18 protein-coding genes and 1 pseudogene are annotated in these 21752 nt (G+C 53.9%); 10 read left to right on the forward strand and 9 right to left on the reverse strand.

Translation table 11 applies throughout. The features are described from left to right. Positions 1-59: 59 nt before the first annotated feature. Together exbD and exbB are read right to left on the reverse strand one after the other, a co-directional pair. Positions 60-485 carry a TonB system transport protein ExbD gene (exbD, locus tag F4V72_RS02735; RefSeq protein ID WP_023248555.1) on the reverse strand — a complete coding sequence of 142 codons (426 nt, stop codon included), beginning with the start codon at positions 483-485 and terminating at the stop codon, positions 60-62. Between the two features lie 6 nt (positions 486-491). Next, positions 492-1226 carry a tol-pal system-associated acyl-CoA thioesterase gene (gene exbB / locus F4V72_RS02740; RefSeq protein WP_070801632.1) on the reverse strand — a complete coding sequence of 245 codons (735 nt, stop codon included), beginning with the start codon at positions 1224-1226 and terminating at the stop codon, positions 492-494. A 251-nt stretch (positions 1227-1477) separates the two neighbouring features. Between exbB and metC the strand changes: the two genes are divergently transcribed. Both metC and yghB read left to right on the forward strand, forming a co-directional pair. Further along, positions 1478-2665, forward strand: coding sequence for a cystathionine beta-lyase (gene metC, locus F4V72_RS02745; RefSeq protein ID WP_023248557.1), 1188 nt, complete (start codon positions 1478-1480; stop codon positions 2663-2665). Positions 2666-2804: 139 nt separating this feature from the next. After that, on the forward strand, positions 2805-3464 hold the full coding sequence (gene yghB / locus F4V72_RS02750; RefSeq protein ID WP_023248558.1) for a DedA family general envelope maintenance protein YghB: 660 nt from the start codon (positions 2805-2807) through the stop codon (positions 3462-3464). A gap of 63 nt (positions 3465-3527) precedes the next feature. Here yghB and F4V72_RS02755 read toward each other — a convergent pair whose 3' ends face one another. Beyond that, the gene (locus F4V72_RS02755) at positions 3528-4427 is read right to left on the reverse strand and encodes an AraC family transcriptional regulator (RefSeq protein WP_136057996.1); all 900 of its coding nucleotides are present in this window, start codon (positions 4425-4427) and stop codon (positions 3528-3530) included. 192 nt (positions 4428-4619) lie between these two features. Here F4V72_RS02755 and yqhD point away from each other — a divergent pair, with 192 nt between their 5' ends. The 4 genes and pseudogenes from yqhD (at position 4620) to F4V72_RS02775 (ending at position 8874) form a co-directional block, all read left to right on the forward strand. Continuing rightward, the gene (yqhD, locus tag F4V72_RS02760) at positions 4620-5783 is read left to right on the forward strand and encodes an alcohol dehydrogenase (RefSeq protein ID WP_053508205.1); all 1164 of its coding nucleotides are present in this window, start codon (positions 4620-4622) and stop codon (positions 5781-5783) included. A gap of 105 nt (positions 5784-5888) precedes the next feature. Beyond that, the gene (gene dkgA, locus F4V72_RS02765; RefSeq protein ID WP_053508206.1) at positions 5889-6716 is read left to right on the forward strand and encodes a 2,5-didehydrogluconate reductase DkgA; all 828 of its coding nucleotides are present in this window, start codon (positions 5889-5891) and stop codon (positions 6714-6716) included. Between the two features lie 166 nt (positions 6717-6882). Continuing rightward, positions 6883-8368 (forward strand): annotated as a pseudogene (locus tag F4V72_RS02770) (DASS family sodium-coupled anion symporter). Positions 8369-8412: 44 nt separating this feature from the next. Beyond that, positions 8413-8874, forward strand: coding sequence for an HIT family protein (locus F4V72_RS02775; protein ID WP_023248562.1), 462 nt, complete (start codon positions 8413-8415; stop codon positions 8872-8874). A gap of 124 nt (positions 8875-8998) precedes the next feature. Here the strand turns inward: F4V72_RS02775 and F4V72_RS02780 are convergent, their stop codons facing one another. The 5 genes from F4V72_RS02780 to F4V72_RS02800 form a co-directional block, all read right to left on the reverse strand. After that, on the reverse strand, positions 8999-11170 hold the full coding sequence (locus tag F4V72_RS02780) for a YgiQ family radical SAM protein (RefSeq protein WP_063390830.1): 2172 nt from the start codon (positions 11168-11170) through the stop codon (positions 8999-9001). Between the two features lie 108 nt (positions 11171-11278). Further along, entirely contained in the window at positions 11279-12691 is a 1413-nt protein-coding gene (gene ftsP / locus F4V72_RS02785) for a cell division protein FtsP (RefSeq protein ID WP_023248564.1), read from the reverse strand. 73 nt (positions 12692-12764) lie between these two features. Next, positions 12765-13502 carry a 1-acylglycerol-3-phosphate O-acyltransferase gene (gene plsC / locus F4V72_RS02790; RefSeq protein WP_002954469.1) on the reverse strand — a complete coding sequence of 246 codons (738 nt, stop codon included), beginning with the start codon at positions 13500-13502 and terminating at the stop codon, positions 12765-12767. A gap of 256 nt (positions 13503-13758) precedes the next feature. Then, on the reverse strand, positions 13759-16017 hold the full coding sequence (parC, locus tag F4V72_RS02795) for a DNA topoisomerase IV subunit A (protein ID WP_150342423.1): 2259 nt from the start codon (positions 16015-16017) through the stop codon (positions 13759-13761). 129 nt (positions 16018-16146) lie between these two features. Next, positions 16147-16539: a YgiW/YdeI family stress tolerance OB fold protein gene (locus F4V72_RS02800; protein ID WP_023248566.1), complete on the reverse strand. Its 393-nt coding sequence runs from the start codon at positions 16537-16539 to the stop codon at positions 16147-16149. A 151-nt stretch (positions 16540-16690) separates the two neighbouring features. Between F4V72_RS02800 and qseB the strand changes: the two genes are divergently transcribed. The 4 genes from qseB (at position 16691) to F4V72_RS02820 (ending at position 19731) form a co-directional block, all read left to right on the forward strand. Continuing rightward, positions 16691-17350, forward strand: coding sequence for a quorum sensing response regulator transcription factor QseB (qseB, locus tag F4V72_RS02805; protein ID WP_114048499.1), 660 nt, complete (start codon positions 16691-16693; stop codon positions 17348-17350). After that, complete coding sequence (gene qseC / locus F4V72_RS02810) at positions 17347-18696, forward strand: quorum sensing histidine kinase QseC (RefSeq protein WP_114048498.1); 1350 nt, start codon at positions 17347-17349, stop codon at positions 18694-18696. The genes qseB and qseC overlap by 4 nt, the downstream gene beginning before the upstream one ends. Before the next feature lie 107 nt (positions 18697-18803). After that, positions 18804-19385, forward strand: a complete 582-nt coding sequence (locus F4V72_RS02815) for an NAD(P)H-dependent oxidoreductase (RefSeq protein ID WP_085347801.1) — start codon at positions 18804-18806, stop codon at positions 19383-19385. A 31-nt stretch (positions 19386-19416) separates the two neighbouring features. Next, a complete protein-coding gene (locus tag F4V72_RS02820) occupies positions 19417-19731 on the forward strand; it encodes a putative quinol monooxygenase (RefSeq protein ID WP_000958589.1) in 315 nt (104 codons plus the stop codon). 124 nt (positions 19732-19855) lie between these two features. On the opposite strand, the gene parE is transcribed toward F4V72_RS02820, so the two are convergent. After that, positions 19856-21748, reverse strand: coding sequence for a DNA topoisomerase IV subunit B (gene parE, locus F4V72_RS02825; RefSeq protein WP_000195312.1), 1893 nt, complete (start codon positions 21746-21748; stop codon positions 19856-19858). Positions 21749-21752: the final 4 nt, after the last annotated feature.

Consider the following 21752-nt stretch of genomic DNA (forward strand, 5'->3'; position numbering starts at 1 on the left):
GGCAATAAAAAGCCGGGTAGCGGCTTCGCCTTACCCGGCCTACAGCGTCAGCAGAATACTTATTTCGCTTTTGCGGTCTCTTCGCCGACCAGACCAATCTTGAGATAGCCCGCCTGATGCAGCATATCCATCACTTTCATCAGGGTTTCATAATCTACGGTTTTATCCGCGCGGAAGAAAATCGTAGTATCCTTTTTCCCTTCCGTCAGGGCCGTTAGCTCGGCAATCATCGTATCATCCGTCACCGGATCGTTACCGATAAACATGGTGTTATCCGCTTTCACCGACAGATAAATCGGTTTTTCCGGGCGCGGCTGCGGCGTACTGGTAGAAGCGGGCAGATTCACCTTGACATCCACCGTCGCCAGCGGCGCAGCCACCATAAAGATAATCAACAGAACCAACATGACATCGATAAACGGCGTCACGTTGATTTCATGCATTTCACCGTTGTCATCCAGGTTTTCGTTAAGACGCATTGCCATGACGCATTACCCTACCCGTAATTTCTGCGCGGCGCGTACCGGCTGCGCGCAGGCGCTCGCATTCAGATCGAGATCGCGGCTTTGCAGCAGCAATACCTGCGCCGCTACGTCGCCCAGCGTTGCTTTGTAACTGCCTATCTGACGTGCGAAGATGTTGTAAATGACGACCGCCGGGATCGCGGCTACCAGCCCAATCGCCGTCGCCAGCAGCGCTTCCGCAATACCAGGAGCGACCACCGCCAGGTTGGTAGTCTGCGTTTGCGCAATACCGATGAAGCTATTCATAATGCCCCATACGGTACCAAACAACCCGACGAAGGGGGAAATGGCGCCGATCGTCGCCAGATAACCGTTGCCTCGTCCCATGTAGCGGCCAACCGCCGCGACGCGACGTTCCAGACGGAAGCCGGTACGTTCTTTAATCCCTTCGTTATCTTCGCTGCCCTGAGAGAGTTCCAGCTCATTCTGCGCTTCATTGATGAGCTGCGCGCTGAGGCTTTTTGCGCTGAAACCTGCCGCAATATCGGAAGCCTGCTCTAAGGAGCGCGCATCGGCTAATTGCAGTTGTTCACGCTTTAAGCGGCGCTTTTGAGTGAAAAATTCAACGCTTTTACTGAAGAAGATAGCCCAGGTGACGACCGACGCCAGAATCAGACCAATCATCACGCACTTCACGACAATATCGGCGTGCTGATACATACCCCAGACGGAAAGATCCGTCTGCATCAAATTATTACCCACTCTGTATCTCCAGGACGCAAATCACAAAATCTGAGCATAATAATATCAAAACGACGTCGAATTGATAGTCGTTCTCATTACTATTTACATACTGCCGCACCTTTGATGCTTTTTCTTTGCGCTTACGCAGTAAAAAAGTCACCTGTTTTTATTTTGGCAAAATTTTCATCTGTATCACACGTAGCCAGGATGCAGATTGTTATATTCATGCTAGTTTAGACATCCAGACGGTTAAAATCAGGAAGCGCAACATGACGGATAAACAGTTGGATACCAAACTGGTAAACGCAGGACGCAGCAAAAAATACACGCTTGGCTCAGTGAATAGTGTGATTCAACGCGCTTCTTCACTGGTATTTGACACCGTCGAGGCCAAAAAACACGCCACCCGCAATCGCGCCAACGGCGAATTATTTTACGGACGTCGGGGAACGCTGACCCACTTTTCGCTCCAGGAAGCCATGTGTGAACTGGAAGGTGGCGCCGGATGCGCGCTCTTCCCGTGCGGCGCGGCGGCGGTCGCCAACACCATTCTGGCATTCGTTGAACAGGGCGACCACGTCCTGATGACTAACACAGCCTATGAACCCAGCCAGGATTTCTGCAGCAAAATTCTCGGCAAACTGGGCGTGACGACAAGCTGGTTCGACCCGCTCATCGGCGCGGATATCATGCAACATATTCAGCCGAACACGAAAGTCGTATTTCTGGAATCCCCCGGCTCTATTACCATGGAAGTACATGATATTCCGACCATTGTCAGTGCGGTGAGACGCGTCGCGCCAGAAGCCGTCATCATGATGGATAATACCTGGGCGGCTGGCGTTCTGTTTAACGCGCTGGAGTTCGATATCGATATCTCTATCCAGGCAGGCACCAAGTATCTGATTGGTCATTCTGACGCGATGGTCGGTACTGCCGTTGCAAATGCGCGCTGCTGGGAACAATTGCGGGAAAACGCCTATCTGATGGGGCAAATGCTCGACGCGGACACGGCTTACATGACCAGCCGCGGTCTGCGCACGCTCGGCGTCCGACTACGCCAGCATCATGAAAGCAGCCTCAAAATCGCCGCGTGGCTGGCGAACCATCCTCAGGTCGCGCGCGTTAATCATCCGGCCCTGCCGGGTAGCAAAGGTCATGCGTTCTGGAAACGAGACTTTACAGGCAGCAGCGGTCTGTTTTCCTTCGTGCTCAATAAAAAGCTGACCGAGGCAGAATTATCAGCCTATCTGGATAACTTTTCGCTGTTCAGTATGGCCTACTCCTGGGGAGGCTACGAATCGCTGATTCTCGCCAATCAGCCGGAACAGATCGCCGCGATTCGTCCCGCAGGCGGCGTAGATTTTACCGGTACGCTGGTCCGGGTGCATATTGGTTTAGAGAATGTTGATGATTTAATCGCTGATTTAGCCGCCGGATTCGCCAGAATTGTGTAAAGTTGCCGCAGATGGACATATATGCAGACAATTTCCGTGGAAAAGTCTGCGTTTGTTGCGTCCGGGATCAAGGCATCCCGGGCGATTCAGGAGTACAATAGGCACATAAAAGCGTAAATGCTGTTCCACAGGAAAGTTCATGGCTGTCATTCAAGATATTATCGCTGCGCTCTGGCAACATGATTTTGCCGCGCTGGCGAATCCACACGTTGTTAGCGTCGTCTACTTTGTCATGTTCGCCACGCTATTTTTAGAAAACGGTCTGCTGCCAGCGTCATTCTTACCCGGCGATAGCCTGCTGCTACTGGCAGGCGCGCTGATCGCCCAGGATGTGATGCATTTTTTGCCAACAATTGGCATTCTCACCGCCGCGGCCAGTCTCGGCTGCTGGCTAAGTTATATCCAGGGACGCTGGCTCGGTAATACGCGTACCGTCAAAGGCTGGCTGGCGCAGCTTCCGGCAAAATATCATCAGCGCGCCACCTGCATGTTTGACCGTCACGGTTTGTTAGCGTTGCTTGCCGGGCGTTTTCTGGCGTTTGTCCGCACTCTGCTGCCAACGATGGCGGGTATTTCCGGCCTTTCCAACCGCCGGTTTCAGTTTTTTAACTGGTTAAGCGGCCTGCTGTGGGTGACTGTCGTGACCAGCTTCGGCTACGCGCTCAGTATGATCCCGTTTGTTAAGCGCCATGAAGACCAGGTAATGACATTTTTAATGATCCTTCCCATCGCCCTATTGGTCGCCGGGCTGTTAGGTACGCTGGTCGTGGTGATTAAAAAGAAATACTGTAACGCCTGAGGCATCCATAACCGGCCAGGATGGCCCGGTTACGCTTCGTTGGCCTGTGGCGGGATGACCCACTTAGCTCCCTTGCATTGTCCGCATTCTTGCCGCATCTTCGCCCGGCGTCACGCCAAAATAACGTTTAAACTCCCGGCTAAACTGCGATGCGCTCTCATAGCCGACCCGCATCGCCGCGGCGCTGGCCTTCATACCGTCGTGAATCATCATCATCCGCGCCTTATGCAGTCGGTAGCTTTTTAAATATTGCAACGGCGAGGTGCTGGTGACCGCCTTAAAATTATGGTGAAATGCCGACACGCTCATGTTCGCTTCTGCCGCCAGTTGCTCAACATTCAGATTCTCAGTGTATTTCATTTCGATCTGTTTAAGTACGCGACTGATCAGGCTAAAGTGCGTCTGACGACTAACCAGTGCAAGCAGCGCCCCGCCGCGCGGCCCCATCAGCACATGATAAAGAATTTCGCGAATAATCTGTTTTCCCAGAATCCGCGCATCCAGCGGGCGCTCCATCACATCCAGCAACCTTTCCACCGCGCATAAAATCTCGTCCGACAGCGTGGCGGAGTTAATCCCGCTGGCCGCCATCGGCAACTGGAAACGCTCATCTTCGCCAATGTCCATGAGCAACTCTTGCAGTTGCAGCACATCAATGTCGATCCGAATACCGGCCAGCGGTATCTCCGGCGTCGCCCAGGTCTCGCATTCAAAAGGGAGCGGAACGGTCAGTAAAAGATATTCATTAGCGTCGTAACGAAACTCGCGTTCATTAATATAGCCAATTTTATGGCCGGAAAAGAGAAATATGATGCCAGGCTGATACATGACCGGCGTGCGCGGTCCCGGCTCAACGCCATATAACAGACGAATACCCGGTAGTCGCTCGCTGATTATTTTATCATTATTTTTCAAATAATTAATTTTATCCGCTAGCTGTAAGCAAATTACTTCACGATTCATAACGCGCCATTCTTTTATCAAATCCACTCCGCTGGATTGTGCGCATTTTTAGCGATTTTCTCCAGCATTCTGGAGAAATAGGCAAAACATTGGCAGAAATGTGCATTGAGAGACATCTATCACAAGACCACAATGATGACCATCAGGCAGACAGCCGTCTGCCCTCTTTTTACCCATATAAGGGAATGAGCAATGAACAATTTTAAATTACATACACCTACCCGCATTCTGTTTGGTAAAGGCGCAATCGTCGATCTTCGCGATCAGATCCCGCAGGACGCCCATGTGCTGATTACCTATGGCGGCGGTAGCGTGAAAAAGACCGGCGTACTGGCGCAAGTTCAGGAGGCGTTAAAAGGGCTGGACGTTAGGGAGTTTGGCGGTATCGAACCGAACCCGTCCTATGAAACGCTGATGAAGGCCGTTCAGCTTGTACGCGACGAAAATATTACATTCCTGCTGGCCGTTGGCGGCGGCTCCGTACTGGACGGCACCAAATTTATCGCCGCAGCGGCGCAGTATGCGGACGGCGTCGATCCGTGGCACATTCTGGAAACCGGCGGTACTGAGATTCGTAGCGCAATCCCGATGGGGTCCGTGCTGACCCTGCCGGCAACCGGCTCAGAATCGAACGCCGGCGCAGTCATTTCCCGTAAAACCACTGGCGATAAACAGGCCTTCCACTCCTCGTTCGTGCAACCGGTATTTGCCGTACTCGATCCGGTCTACACTTATACATTACCGCCGCGCCAGGTTGCGAACGGCGTCGTGGATGCTTTCGTCCATACCGTTGAGCAGTACGTCACTTACCCGGTTAACGGCAAAATTCAGGATCGTTTCGCCGAAGGCATTTTACTCACACTGATCGAAGAAGGTCCCAAAGCGCTGCAAGAGCCTGAAAACTATGACGTCCGCGCTAACGTGATGTGGGCCGCCACTCAGGCGTTAAATGGCCTGATTGGCGCTGGCGTTCCGCAGGACTGGGCGACGCATATGCTGGGTCATGAGCTTACGGCGATGCACGGTCTCGATCATGCCCAAACGCTGGCTATCATTCTGCCTGCGCTATGGAACGAAAAACGCGACGTTAAACGCGCAAAACTCCTGCAATACGCTGAACGTGTATGGAATATCACCGACGGTTCCGACGACGAACGTATTGATGCCGCCATTGCCGCCACCCGCCATTTCTTCGAACAAATGGGCGTGCCTACCCACCTGTCCGATTACGGTCTGGATGGCAGCGCTATTCCGGCACTACTGGCCAAACTTGAGGCGCATGGATGCACAAATTTAGGTGAAAATCAGGATATTACGCTGGATGTCAGTCGTCGGATTTACGAAGCGGCGCGCTAAGGTTTTTTCGCCTCTGACTTTCGTTTTTGGCCATTTCGTCCAGACTTAAGTCACTTAGTCTCGCCGGACCCGACTCCGGCGAGCCAATTAAAAGAGGAACACATCATGGCTAATCCAACCATTATCAGGCTACAGGATGGCAACGTAATACCACAACTTGGACTGGGAGTCTGGAAAGCAAGCAATGAAGAGGTGATCGCGGCGATTCATAAAGCGCTGGAGGTGGGCTATCGATCGATTGATACCGCCACTGCGTATCAGAATGAAGAGGGTGTCGGTAAAGCGTTAAAAGAAGCGAACGTGGCGCGGGAAGAACTGTTTATCACCACCAAGTTGTGGAATGACGATCAAAAACGTCCCCGCGAAGCCCTGCAGGAGAGTCTGAAAAAACTGCAGCTTGATTATCTCGATCTCTATCTGATGCACTGGCCCGTACCGGCTATCGATCACTATGTGGAAGCCTGGAAGGGCATGATCGCGCTGCAAAAAGAGGGGCTGGTAAAGAGTATCGGGGTCTGTAACTTTCAGATCCATCACCTCCAGCGTCTGATCGATGAAACCGGCGTTACCCCCGTAATCAACCAGATCGAGCTACACCCCTTGATGCAACAGCGCCAGCTACATGCGTGGAATGCGACGCATAAAATCCAGACCGAATCCTGGAGCCCGCTGGCGCAGGGCGGCGAAGGCGTATTCGATCAGAAAGTGATTCGCGAGCTGGCGGATAAATACGGCAAAACGCCCGCTCAGATTGTTATTCGCTGGCATCTGGACTGCGGGCTGGTCGTCATCCCGAAATCCGTCACCCCTTCCCGTATCGCGGAAAACTTTGCTGTCTGGGATTTCCGTCTCGATAAAGATGAATTAGGCGAGATCGCAAAACTGGATCAAGGAAAACGCCTCGGTCCCGATCCGGATCAGTTCGGCGGCTAAGCCGGACTTACCGCGCTTCATGCCCGACGATTTCGTCGGGCTTTTTTGCATTCCGAAATATTAAGAAACAATTGGCGCACATTTAACAGTATATTTCCCCCGCGCACAAGCGCAGCATTATTCTGATTTTATGAAAATTTATTCATATTAATTATCAGCTTACTTAATGCATATAAAATATTTATGGATGTGTGATTGTGGCGGAAAAAAAATCTCAGGGCGTCAAATGGCTCCCATTCATTCTTATTCTGGTGATCGCCGCAGGACTGTGGCAGCTAACGCCCCCTTCCGGGTTAAGCGCGCCGGCCTGGCATTCCGCGATTATTTTTGTCGCGACGATCGCCTCAATTGTGGCGAAAGTGCTGCCTATTGGCGCGATCGGTATTATCGGCATCACCGTCTTTGCGCTCGCCTATGCCGCCGGCGATAAAACGGCCAGCGGCGCGATTACCACGGCATTGAGCGAGCTGAACAGTTCACTGATCTGGCTTATCGTCGTGGCATTTATGATTGCCCGTGGGTTTATCAAAACCGGGCTGGGTCGGCGTATCGCCCTACAAATGATCCGTCTGTTAGGTAAACGAACGCTGGGTCTGGCCTATGGCCTGGCGTTTGCCGATCTGATCCTCTCCCCCGCGATGCCCAGTAACACCGCGCGCTGCGGCGGCGTGATTTACCCGATCGCCGACTCGCTGGCGCGCAGCTTTGATTCACATCCGGAAGATGAGTCTCGCAGTAAAATCGGCACCTTTCTGATCACCTGTATTGGCAATGTTAACGACGTCACCGCCGCACTGTTTATGACCGGTTATACGGGTAATCTGCTGGCGGTAAAACTGGCGGCGAACGCCGGCGTTACGTTGAGCTGGGGAAGCTGGTTTATCGCAGCGCTCCTGCCTTGCCTGGTCTCTCTTCTTATCGTCCCGCTGCTGGTCTACTGGCTGACGCGTCCGGAGATTAAACATACGCCGAATGCGCCGGATCTGGCGCGCAAAGAGCTGGCGCAAATGGGCAATATGGCGCGCGGCGAGTGGCTCATGCTGGCGACCGTCGGCGTGTTACTGGTGCTGTGGATTTTTGGCGACACGCTTGGCGTGGATGCCACGACGGCCTCTTTTGTCGGTCTCTCGATTTTATTACTGAGCGGCGTGCTCACCTGGGAAGACGTTAAAAGCGAAAAAGGCGCCTGGGATACGTTGATTTGGTTCGCCGCGCTGCTGATGATGGCTAACCAGTTGAAGAAACTAGGATTCACCAGTTGGTTTGGCAACCTGATTGGCGACAGCATCGGCAGTACGATGCATGGAACCAGTTGGATGATCATCCTGCTGCTGCTTAACGCAGCCTATTTTTATACCCACTATTTTTTCGCCAGCGGCAACGCGCAAATCGCCGCGCTGTATGCGGTGTTTCTGGGCGTCGGTCTGCATCTGAATATACCGGCGGCGCCGATGGCGCTTATGCTGGCGTTTACCAGCAGCCTGTACTGCTCTCTTACGCAGTATACCCACGCACGCGGCCCTATTCTTTTTGGCGCCGGCTATGTACCGACGGGCGTCTGGTGGCGAACGGGATTTATTATCAGCCTCTTTAATCAGGCGGTCTTTTTGACAGTCGGCCTCGCATGGTGGAAAGTGTTAGGGTTGTATTAAACGCTTAACGCATCGATAAGCCCCTCGGTTAACGGAGAAATGGAATGACCTGCATTTTCTGTCAAATAGTTGAAGGTAAAGCGCCTTGTCATAAAGTTTGGGAAGATGAGCATCACCTGGCTTTTTTGTCCATTTTTCCGAATACCGATGGGTTTACCGTAGTGATCCCGAAAAAACATTACCCCAGCTACGCGTTCGATCTACCACCGCAGGCGCTGGCGGACCTGATGCTGGCGACGCAAAAAGTGGCGAAACTGCTGGATAAGGCGTTTGTGGATGTGGGCCGTACCGGGATGTTTTTTGAGGGATTTGGCGTCGATCATGTGCACAGTAAGCTAAGTCCGATGCACGGCACAGCTAATCTGAGTGAATGGAAACCTATCGAATCGCGACAGAATAAATTTTTCGAGCGCTACGAGGGGTATCTCTCATCGCACGATCATGAACGGGCGGGTGATGAAAAACTGGCCGCGCTGGCGGCCAGAATTCGGCAAATCCAGGCGTAATCGTTGCCGGATGCGTTCGGCCTGGGTCGATCTGTGGGCCTGATAAGCGCAGCGCCATCAGGCAAAATAATCGCTGGATGGCGGCTTCGCCTTATCCAGCCTGATAGGATACCTGTAAAACCGTTTAACGCCCCGCGCCTTTCCCGCGCTTCTTATTAGCAGCAAGCCCCTGTCGCTGATGCGCCACTGGCGTATGTTTGGTCAACGCCGGGCGGGTGTTGCGGTTCTGGCGACGCGCTTCGCGCATCTCTTCAACGGTCGGCGCAGGCACCAGACACTCACGGCGACCGCCAATCAAATGTTTTTTCCCCATCGCTTCCAGCGCCTGGCGAATCAGCGGCCAGTTCGCCGGATCGTGATAACGCAGCAGCGCCTTATGCAGGCGACGTTGCTTATCTCCCTTCGGCACCACCACATCTTCACTCTTATAACCAATCTTACCCAGCGGGTTTTTGCCGGTGTAATACATGGTGGTCGAATTCGCCAACGGTGACGGGTAGAAGTTCTGCACCTGATCCAGACGGAAGCGGTGGCGCTTCAGCCACAGCGCCAGATTCACCATATCTTCGTCCCGCGTGCCCGGATGCGCGGAGATAAAATACGGGATCAGATACTGTTCTTTTCCGGCCTGTTTAGAGTAAAGGTCAAACAACTCTTTAAAGCGATCGTAGCTGCCCATACCCGGTTTCATCATTTTCGACAGCGGACCTTCTTCAGTATGCTCCGGCGCAATCTTCAGATAGCCGCCCACATGATGGCTCGCCAGCTCTTTAATGTAGCGAGGATCTTCCACGGCGATGTCGTAGCGCACGCCGGAGGCAATTAAGATTTTCTTAATGCCTTTCAGCTCGCGGGCGCGGCGATAAAGATTGATCGTCGGCGTATGGTCAGTATCCATATGCGGACAGATATCCGGATACACGCACGACAGGCGACGACAGGTCTGCTCCGCACGCGGCGACTTACAGCGCAGCATATACATGTTCGCGGTAGGACCACCCAGATCGGAGATCACGCCGGTAAACCCCGGCACCGTGTCGCGGATCGCTTCGATCTCGTTGATGATAGAGTCTTCCGAGCGGCTCTGAATAATGCGTCCTTCATGTTCGGTGATCGAGCAGAAAGAGCAGCCACCAAAGCAGCCACGCATGATATTGATCGAAAAGCGGATCATCTCATAGGCCGGAATGCGGGCATTGCCGTAAGCCGGGTGCGGTACGCGCTGATACGGCAGCGCAAACACGCTATCCATCTCTTCAGTGGAGAGCGGTATAGCGGGCGGGTTAATCCAGACATAGCGATCGCCGTGCTTTTGCATCAGCGCCCGCGCGCAACCAGGGTTAGTTTCGTGATGCAGAATACGCGACGCATGGGCGTACAGCACCTTGTCGCCTTTCACCTTTTCAAAGGATGGCAACAGGATATAGGTTTTTTCCCACGGCTTCGGACGCGGCGGCTGCACGGTAATCGCCTTAGCTTCCTGCTTTTTCGGCGCGACCGGCTTGTTATCCGCGCACGGCAGATCCTCGCCATAGGGATGGGGGATTGGATCGATTTTACCCGGCGTGTCCAGACGAGTGGAGTCGACGCCGCTCCAGCCAGGCAGAGCTTCTTTAACCATAATCGCAGTGTTACGCACGTCGCGAATCTGATCGATGGTTTCACCCATTGCCAGACGGTGCGCCACTTCCACCAGCGGACGCTCGCCGTTGCCGAACATCAACATGTCGGCTTTGGAATCGACTAACACGGAACGGCGCACAGTATCAGACCAGTAGTCGTAATGCGCGGTACGGCGCAGACTGGCCTCAATGCCGCCGAGGATCACCGGTACATCTTTCCACGCTTCTTTGCAACGCTGGGTATAGACCAGAGTGGCTCTGTCCGGGCGCTTGCCCGCCACGTTATCTGGCGTATAGGCATCGTCGTGGCGCAGTCGGCGATCGGCCGTGTAACGGTTGATCATCGAGTCCATATTACCGGCGGTGACGCCGAAAAACAGGTTCGGTTTGCCCAGACGCATAAAGTCGTCTTTGCTGTTCCAGTCCGGCTGAGCGATGATACCGACGCGGAAGCCCTGGGATTCCAGCATACGGCCACAAATGGCCATGCCGAAACTCGGATGATCGACATACGCGTCGCCCGTCACCAAAATAATGTCGCAGCTATCCCAGCCAAGTTGATCCATTTCGTCACGTGACATCGGCAAAAACGGCGCCGGCCCAAAGCAGGCGGCCCAGTACTGCGGCCAGGAGAAAAGGTCGCGATCCGGTTGGATCAGGGATGTTGCGCTCATAGTGCTTCCAAAAATGGTAAAAAAATAATCAAAGGCCGGGGATTATAAGCCGGAACGAAGGAGAAATCGAAAGGTATTCACCTCTCGCCCTGACGGGCGAGAAAAGGATTATGGCGCCGGGTTTACCAGCATCTGCCCAATCGAGCCGCGATCCGCCATTTCCAGCGTCTGGCTGTTGAAATAGAACGGGAAGTGCGGCCAGGACGGCTGACCGTAGTAGACCAGCAATTCGACTTGCCCATCCACCCAGACGGTATCTTTCCAGCCTCTATCCTCCGGGAACGGCATAGCGCCGTTGACGTTACGAATCAGGAAAGAGACGCCCTCAATATGGAACGATTGCGGCATATCGGCGCGTACCGTCCAGCGCTCCCAGGAGCCTTGCTGGGCGGTAATATCAATGCGATTCACATCCCACAGTTGGCCATTGATCCCCGGATCGTCGCCAAGACTAATGTCCCGGCTGCGGATAGGCGCGCCGCTCATGATCTCCGTCGGCAACAGACGCATCGGCAGATTATCGGTCACCAGCGGCAGCAATCCGGTTGGCCGCAACGTCAGCACCAGGGTAGAAACCAGAATACTGGAAGGCTCAAAGAAACCGCGAATCCGATCGACTATGCTGGCCGCTTCCCCACAGGTGATCGAGACTTCATCCCCGTTAGTCATATCAACCAGGATCTCACGTCGCTCGCCGGGCGCCAGTGACAACTGTTTGACGGAAACCGGCGCAGGTAAAAAGCCCTGATCGCCTGAAATCACATGCAGCGCCCGGCCATCGCTCATCTGGAGCTGATACCGGCGCGAGTTCGAGGCGTTCAATAACCGTAACCGCACCCAGCCGCGGGACACTTCGACATAGGGGCTTTGCGCGCCGTTCACCAGCAACGTATCGCCGACAAAACCGCCGCTTCCCGGTTCGCTGTACTCCGGCGTCCCAAAGTTATCCAGCCGCTTATCCTGGATAATGACGGGAAAATCATCCACGCCGTAATGGTTCGGAATGGGCAGCGTTTTACTGATGTCGTCTTCGACCAGCCACATTCCGGCCAGGCCGTTATACACCTGCTGCGCAGTGCGGTTAGGCGTGTTGGCGTGATACCACAGCGTCGCGGCGCTCTGGCGAATCGGCAACACTGGTGCCCAGTCGGCGTTCGGCGACATCATACGCGCTGGCCCCCCCATCAGCGGCCCCGGCACCAGTAAACCAGCAACCGTCATGGAGACATTTTCCGCCAGACGGTTGCTATAGATGAGTTTAACGTCATCGCCTTTCCAGACGCGGATTGTCGGCCCCAGATAACGACCGTTTACTCCCCAAACCGGCGCGCGCGTGCCCTGCGTGAAAGACCAGTGCGCTCGCTGTAGCGTCATAAATAGCGGCTGTCCGCGACGGGACTCCAGCAACGGCGGAACAGGCAACGGCTGCTGCTGACCGGCAGCATTCGCCCTGAAGGGAATCGCGCCTGCACATAGTGCGATTCCCGATGCCTGAAGAAACTGACGCCGACTGAATGACATATAAGCTCCATGTAAAACAGGCTAAAGAGTTGTGCCTGAAAAAATGATTTCTACAATAACAGAGTAAGATCGCTTAAACCTTACCGGCCGCTTCACGTTCCGCAACCTCTTTATCAAGTTCCGCGATTTTTTGCTCCATTAACGCACGGCAATGGGCTGCCAGCTCGCGAACCTGATCTTTACCATATTCGCTGACGTCGACTGGCGGCAGCATTTCCACAATCACCAGTCCGTTGTTCAGGCGGTTTAGATTGACTTTGTTAGAGGTGTTGGAAACGCAGATAGGAATGATCGGCACGCCAGCCGCGATAGCCGCATGAAACGCGCCGGTTTTAAACGGCAGCAGACCGCGTCCCCGACTACGCGTACCTTCAGGGAACATCCAGATAGAAATACGGCGCTTTTTAAAATGGTTAACCACTGCCGCAATGGTGCTATGCGCTTTGGCGCGGTTATTACGGTCAATCAGCAGATTACCGGTCAGCCAGTACAGTTGCCCAAAAAACGGGATCCAAAGCAGGCTTTTTTTCCCCACCGTCACGGTTGGCGGTTGCACAATATTCGCCGCCGTGACCATATCATAATTATTCTGGTGGTTAGCGATATAGATAGCATTGCCATAGCTTTCCGCGTCTGCGGGTTTGCGGCACTCCACTTTCAGGCCAAACAGCGGGGCCAGGCGACCGAACATATGTCCAAACGTCGCCACGTGTTTTGGGTTACGTGGGCTGAAAAGGCAGTAAATAGAACCGAAAACACAGACCAGAATGGAGTAAATAACGGTAACAATAAGACGAAAAATATATAGCATAACAACCTCTGAAGGCCTAAGAGCCCGGCATTCTACGTCACCTGAAATTCAGGTTAGGATTTTGGTAAGTGTGGCTCTCTGGAAAAACGTATTGTTAATCGCAATGCACGAATAAACAACGGTTTTACGGGAAATTTTAATGTTAATCCGATCTGAAACCGTAGGCCGGATAAGACGCTACTGCATCATCATCCGGCAACGGCAGAGCGCCGGATGGCGGCATAAATGCCTTATCCGGCCTACGAGTGACACCTTCTTACTCTTCACTGTCGCCATGACTTACGCGATGCGGTGAATCAATCTCAATACGATCGATACGCTGCAGGCCGCGCATTAATGTGCCGCGGCGTCCGCGTTCGCCGGCCACCTTCTGTAACTCTTCAGGACGCAGTTTGATTTTGCGCTTCCCGACATGGATAGTCAGAGTGCTTTGCGGCGGCAACACGTACAGATGCGCCAGACCATCATCGCCTTTCGCCGCCTCCGCTGACGGAATATTAATGATCTTATTTCCTTTGCCTTTCGACAGTTGCGGCAGAGAGTCTACCGGGAACATCAACATACGTCCGGCCTGAGTAATCGCCAGCAGCATATCGTGCTCGTCTTCAATCACCAACGGCGGCATGACGTGCGCGTTTTCCGGCAGAGTAATCAACGCCTTACCGGCACGGTTACGGGCAACCAGATCGTTAAACGTACAAACGAAGCCGTAGCCCGCATCCGACGCCATCAGCAGTTTCTGGTCATCGCCTTCCATCAGCATATGCTCTACGGTCGCCCCCGGCGGCAGCGTCAGTTTGCCGGTCAGCGGCTCGCCCTGCCCGCGCGCCGACGGAAGCGTAATGGGATCAATAGCATAGCTACGCCCGGTGGTATCAATAAACACCACCGGTTGATTGCTCTTACCTTTCACCGCGGCTTTAAAGCTGTCGCCCGCTTTATAGTTAAGCCCCGGCGCATCAATATCATGACCTTTGGCGCTGCGCACCCAGCCCATCTGCGACAGCACGATAGTCACCGGTTCGGACGGCAGCATATCGTGTTCGCTCATCGCTTTAGCTTCTTCACGCTCATGCAGCGGAGAACGGCGATCGTCGCCATAGGCATCGGAATCCGCCTGTAGCTCTTTTTTCAGCAAGGTATTCATTTTGCGTTCGGACGCGAGAATGCCCTGCAACTGGTCACGCTCTTTTTCCAGCTCGTCCTGCTCGCCACGAATTTTCATCTCTTCCAGCTTGGCGAGATGACGCAGTTTCAGTTCGAGGATTGCTTCCGCCTGGGTCTCGGTGATGCCGAAACGCGACATCAGCGCGGGTTTTGGTTCGTCTTCGCTACGGATAATCTCAATCACTTCGTCGATGTTGAGAAACGCCACCAGCAGACCTTCGAGGATATGCAGGCGCTTGAGGACCTTCTCCAGACGATAGTTGAGGCGACGACGTACCGTATCGCGGCGAAACGCCAGCCATTCGGTCAGGATCTCCAGCAGGTTTTTCACCGCCGGGCGACCATCCAGACCGATCATGTTCAGGTTAATACGGTAGCTTTTTTCCAGATCGGTGGTGGCGAACAGATGGTTCATCACCTGCTCCATATCCACACGGTTGGATCGTGGCACAATCACTAAACGCGTCGGGTTTTCGTGATCCGATTCATCGCGCAGATCGTCCACCATCGGCAGTTTTTTATTACGCATCTGCGCAGCAATCTGCTCCAGCACTTTCGCGCCGGACACCTGATGCGGTAGCGCGGTGATCACCACGGCGCCGTCTTCTTTGGTCCATACCGCGCGCATGCGCACGGAGCCACGCCCGTTTTCGTAAATTTTACGAATTTCCGCACGTGGGGTAATGATCTCCGCTTCGGTCGGGTAATCCGGCCCCTGGACGATATCCAGCAACTGATCCAGCGTCGTTTTCGGCTGCTCAATCAGCGTAATCGCCGCTTTCGCTACTTCGCGCAGGTTATGCGGCGGAATATCTGTTGCCATCCCCACCGCAATACCGGTGGTGCCGTTCAGCAGAATATTCGGCAGACGCGCCGGTAACATTTTCGGTTCCTGCATGGTGCCATCGAAGTTAGGCACCCAGTCCGCCGTCCCCTGACCGAGTTCCCCCAGCAGGAGTTCCGCATATTTAGACAGGCGAGATTCGGTATAACGCATCGCGGCGAACGATTTCGGATCGTCAGGCGCGCCCCAGTTTCCCTGCCCGTCGACCAGCGGATAACGGTAAGAAAACGGCTGCGCCATCAGCACCATCGCTTCATAACAGGCGCTGTCGCCATGCGGATGATACTTACCCAGCACGTCGCCGACGGTACGGGCGGACTTTTTAAACTTGGCGCTGGCGTTAAGGCCCAGTTCAGACATCGCGTAGACGATGCGACGCTGAACGGGTTTCAGACCATCACCAATAAACGGCAACGCCCTGTCCATGATGACGTACATGGAATAATTCAGATAGGCGTTTTCCGTGAATTCATGCAGCGCAAGGCGCTCTGCCATCTCGCTCATTGATTGTGATTCCTCAACTGTTAGCCCGAACAATACCCGGTATCTCTCAGGCAATATTGCCGCAGATACTACCCTATCTGGCGCGTTGAGTCACAAAGAAAAGGGCCGCGAGCGCGGCCCTGATGGGGTTTATTTGGCAACTTTAGAGATCTGTTTTACGTCAATTTCAACGGAATTCCAGTCCTTATCCACTTCGCCCTGAATTTCAACGGTATCCTGCGGGGTTACGGTCAGGCCGTTCCAACGCTTGTGGTCAATATCCACATTGATAGTACCGGTAGCATCTTTAAACAGATACAGATCGTCGGAAATGCGCTCGACGATATTCCCGCGCAGCGTTACCCACGCATCGTCACGCAGCGATTTAGCGCTCTCTACCGTCGTGCTGCTGCCGTTCGGGCCGACAAATCCGCCGCCTTGCGTTTGCGTCGCCGACGGGCCGGAGAAGCCGCCCTGCTGAGCCGCCAGAACCGGGGTAGAACACAATGCCATAACGGCAACGATTGCAGCTAATTTTTTCATGATTACTTTTCCCTTTCATGTCGTTTCAGATCCATTTAATAAGTTAATCCTTAACAACTTCTTAAGGCAAAAAAAGATTCTTTTTTTCTGTACATCGCCTGCGGCGACAAGGTTAACTGACGGTAACGCGAGTTACCGCAGGGAAGAACAGATGCGAATTTTACTGGTAGAAGATGACACACTTATTGGCGATGGCATAAAAGCGGGCCTGAGTAAAATGGGTTTCAGCGTCGACTGGTTTAGCGAGGGACGTCCGGGCAAAGAGGCGCTTTACAGCGCGCCTTATGATGCGGTCATTTTAGATTTGACGCTGCCAGGGATGGACGGACGGGATATTTTGCGCGAATGGCGCGAAAAGGGTAAACAGGAACCGGTACTGATCCTGACGGCGCGCGATGCGTTAGCAGAGCGCGTCGAGGGGCTACGTCTGGGCGCCGATGACTATTTATGTAAACCTTTTGCGCTCATTGAGGTCGCAGCCCGTCTGGAGGCGCTGGTACGCCGCGCCAGCGGTCAGGCCAGTAGCGAATTGCGCCACGGCCAGGTGACACTCAATCCAGGTAATCTCGTCGCGACACTTGCCGGCGAACCTCTAGCCCTAAAACCGAAAGAGTTCGCGCTGCTGGAACTGTTAATGCGCAACAAAGGTCGCGTGCTGCCGCGCAAGCTTATTGAAGAGAAGCTGTATAACTGGGATGACGACGTGTCCAGCAATGCAGTGGAAGTCCATGTTCATCATTTACGCCGCAAGCTCGGCAGCGAATTTATTCGCACCGTACACGGCATCGGCTACACCCTGGGTGACGCATGAAATTGACGCAACGTCTTAGCCTGCGCATCAGGCTGACGCTTATTTTCCTGATTCTGGTCTCCATCACCTGGGCAATTTCCAGTTTTGTGGCCTGGAGAAAGACGACGGATAATGTCGACGAGTTGTTTGACACACAGTTGATGCTGTTCGCCAGACGGCTTAGCACCCTCGATCTTAACGAGATCAACGCCCCGCAGCGCATGGCGCATACGCCAAAGAAATTAAAACATGGGCATATCGATGACGATGCGCTGGCGTTCGCCATCTTTTCCGCTGACGGCAAAATGTTGCTGCATGATGGCGACAACGGTCAGGATATTCCGTATCGCTATCGCCGGGAAGGTTTCGACAATGGCTATCTGAAAGATGACAACGACCTCTGGCGTTTTTTGTGGTTGAACTCGGCGGACGGTAATTATCGTATCGTCGTCGGTCAGGAGTGGGATTACCGCGAAGATATGGCGCTGGCGATCGTGGCGGCGCAATTAACGCCGTGGCTGATCGCCCTTCCCTTCATGCTACTGATTTTATTACTCCTGCTTCACCGCGAGCTCAGACCGTTGAAGAAGCTGGCGCAGGCGCTACGTTTCCGATCGCCGGAATCGGAGACACCGCTCGACGCCAAAGGCGTACCGAGCGAGGTTCGCCCACTGGTCGAAGCACTTAATCAGCTTTTTAGCCGCATCCACTCCATGATGGTGCGCGAACGGCGATTTACCTCCGACGCCGCCCATGAATTGCGCAGCCCGCTGGCCGCGCTGAAAGTACAAACCGAGGTGGCGCAACTCTCGGGCGACGATCCGCTGACGCGAGATAAAGCGCTGACCCAGCTCCATGCGGGGATCGATCGCGCCACGCGGCTGGTCGATCAGCTACTGACGTTATCGCGCCTCGATTCGCTCGATAATTTGCAGGATGTGGCGGAGATTTCGCTGGAAGAGCTGCTGCAGTCCGCGGTGATGGACATTTATCATCCGGCGCAGCAGGCGAATATCGACGTGCGTTTACAGCTTAACGCCCATGACGTCATACGTACCGGTCAGCCGCTACTCTTAAGCCTGTTAGTGCGTAACCTGCTGGATAATGCGATTCGCTACAGTCCGCAAGGCAGCGTCGTCGACGTTACCTTACATGCCCGCAGCTTCACCGTCAGAGATAACGGCCCCGGCGTAGCGCCAGAGATTCTGACGCATATCGGCGAGCGTTTTTATCGCCCGCCTGGCCAAAGTGTGACCGGCAGCGGTCTGGGATTATCAATAGTCCGCCGCATCGCTACGCTGCACGGCATGACGGTGTCGTTTGGCAACGCCGCGGAAGGTGGATTTGAGGCCGTAGTACGCTGGTAGCAGAGACTTTTGCCAAAAACGCAAAAGACTTTGCACATTTTGCTAATTTCACCGTACCGCCCGTCAGCGTAGAATCAGCAGCAAACGCATTCCTTAGAGGGAAAATAATGAGCAACATACTGATTATCAACGGGGCGAAAAAATTCGCGCACTCCAACGGCCAGTTGAATGACACCCTGACCGAAGTTGCCGATGGGCTTCTGCGCGATCTGGGTCATCAGGTTAAGATCGTCCGTGCCGACAGCGATTATGACATTAAAGAAGAGGTGCAGAATTTCGTCTGGGCTGACGTGGTGATTTGGCAGATGCCAGGCTGGTGGATGGGCGCGCCGTGGACAGTAAAAAAATATATGGATGATGTCTTTACCGAAGGTCACAGCACGCTTTATGCCAGCGATGGCCGCACGCGTTCCGATACCGCTAAAAAGTACGGTTCCGGCGGTCTGGTGCAGGGGAAAAAATATATGCTGTCACTGACGTGGAATGCGCCAATGGAAGCATTTACCGAAAAAGATCAGTTTTTCCACGGCGTAGGCGTAGATGGCGTCTATCTGCCATTCCATAAAGCCAACCAGTTCCTGGGCATGGACGCGCTGCCAACGTTTATTGCCAACGACGTGATTAAAATGCCGGATGTTCCGCGCTATACCGCAGAATATCGCAAGCATCTAAGCGAAATTTTTGCTTAACTGGTCATCCTGGAATTAGAAGGAGTTAACCATGCTTACCGTCATTGCCGAAATTCGCACACGTCCGGGCCAACATCACCGTCAGGCCGTCCTCGATCAGTTTGCGAAAATCATTCCAACCGTTCTTAAAGAAGAGGGTTGCCACGGTTACGCGCCGATGGTGGATCATGCCGCGGGCGTGAGTTTTCAGACTGTAGCGCCTGACTCGATCGTGATGATTGAACAGTGGGAAAGCGTTGCGCACCTTGAGGCGCATCTGCAAACCCCACATATGAAAGCCTATAGCGACGCGGTAAAAGACGATGTGCTGGAAATGAATATTCGTATTCTGGAATCCGGCGTTTAAGTTATTACCATCGTCTGACGTAGCCCTGATGAGATGCGCAAGTGTCGCCATCAGGCTACGGCGTCATGCCAGATTCGCTTATCCGGCCTGCGGTGTGCAGACCGGATAAAGCGTGCAACAACCGTTACACATCCAGATCCGCGAGATCGCCTTTTTCCTGTAGCCAGTTGCGTCGATCTTCAGAACGTTTCTTCGCCAGCAGCATATCCATCATCGCGTTAGTACGCTGATCGTCTTCATCGCTAATGGTGAGCTGCACCAGGCGGCGAGTATTCGGATCAAGCGTGGTTTCGCGTAACTGCATCGGGTTCATTTCACCCAGGCCTTTAAACCGCTGTACGTTCGGCTTGCCTTTCTTACGCTTCAGTTGTTCCAGTACGCCCGCCTTCTCTTCTTCCGTCAGCGCGTAATAGACCTCTTTACCCAAATCAATACGGTATAGCGGCGGCAGCGCGACGTAGACATGTCCATTCTTCACCAGCGCGCGGAAATGTCGGACAAACAGCGCGCAAAGCAGCGTAGCGATGTGCAAACCATCGGAGTCCGCATCCGCCAGGATACAGATCTTGCCGTAGCGCAACTGGCTCAGATCGTCGCTGTCCGGATCGATACCGATTGCCACGGAAATATCATGCACCTCTTGCGAGGCCAGCACTTCATCGGAAGAGACTTCCCAGGTGTTAAGGATCTTACCTTTGAGCGGCATGATCGCCTGATATTCGCGATCGCGCGCCTGCTTGGCGGAACCGCCCGCCGAATCCCCTTCCACAAGGAACAGCTCGGTCCGATTAAGATCCTGCGCGGTACAGTCCGCCAGTTTCCCCGGCAACGCCGGACCGCTGGTGAGCTTTTTGCGCACCACTTTTTTTGCGGCGCGCAGTCGCCGCTGCGCGCTGGCGATCGCCATCTCTGCCAGTTGTTCCGCCGCCTGCACGTTCTGGTTCAGCCACAGGCTGAAGGCATCTTTCACCACGCCGGAAACAAATGCCGCACATTGACGCGACGACAGACGCTCTTTGGTCTGCCCGGCAAATTGCGGGTCCTGCATTTTCACGGAGAGCACATAAGCGCAGCGATCCCAGATATCTTCCGCCGACAGTTTTACGCCGCGCGGCAGAATATTGCGGTATTCGCAAAATTCGCGCATCGCATCCAGCAACCCCTGACGCAGGCCATTCACGTGAGTACCGCCCTGCATGGTTGGGATCAGGTTCACGTAGCTTTCCGTCAGTAATTCGCCGCCTTCCGGCAGCCACAATAGCGCCCAGTCAACCGCTTCCGTTTCACCGTTAAAATTACCGATAAACGGTTTTTCCGGCAGCGTCGGCAGGCCGTTTACCGCTTCGCCCAGATAGTCGTTCAGACCATCCTGGTAGCACCAGCGCTGCTCGCTGTTATTCACTTCATCTTTAAAAGTGATTTCCACGCCGGGACACAGCACCGCTTTTGCTTTCAGAACGTGCATTAAGCGAGAGACAGAAAAACGCGGGCTGTCGAAGAAACTTTCGTCCGGCCAGAAATGCACGCTGGTGCCGGTATTACGCTTGCCGCACGTTCCCGTCACCTGCAAATCCTGCACTTTTTCGCCGTTTTCAAACGCGATATTATAGACCTGACCGTCGCGGCGCACGGTCACTTCCACGCGCTTCGACAGGGCATTCACTACCGAAATCCCCACCCCATGCAGACCACCAGAGAACTGATAGTTCTTGTTGGAGAATTTACCGCCGGCATGAAGCCGACAGAGGATCAGTTCTACCGCCGGAACCCCCTCTTCCGGATGGATATCCACCGGCATCCCGCGTCCGTCGTCAATCACTTCCAGCGATTGATCGGCATGTAAAATGACATCCACGCGTTTGGCGTGACCTGCCAGTGCTTCATCCACACTGTTATCAATCACTTCCTGACCCAGATGGTTGGGACGGGTCGTATCGGTGTACATCCCCGGGCGGCGGCGTACCGGCTCAAGCCCGGTGAGTACCTCAATGGCATCAGCGTTATAAGTTTGCGTCATGGTT

Source organism: Salmonella enterica subsp. diarizonae (assembly GCF_008692785.1).
In the GTDB taxonomy this organism is placed as follows: domain Bacteria; phylum Pseudomonadota; class Gammaproteobacteria; order Enterobacterales; family Enterobacteriaceae; genus Salmonella; species Salmonella diarizonae.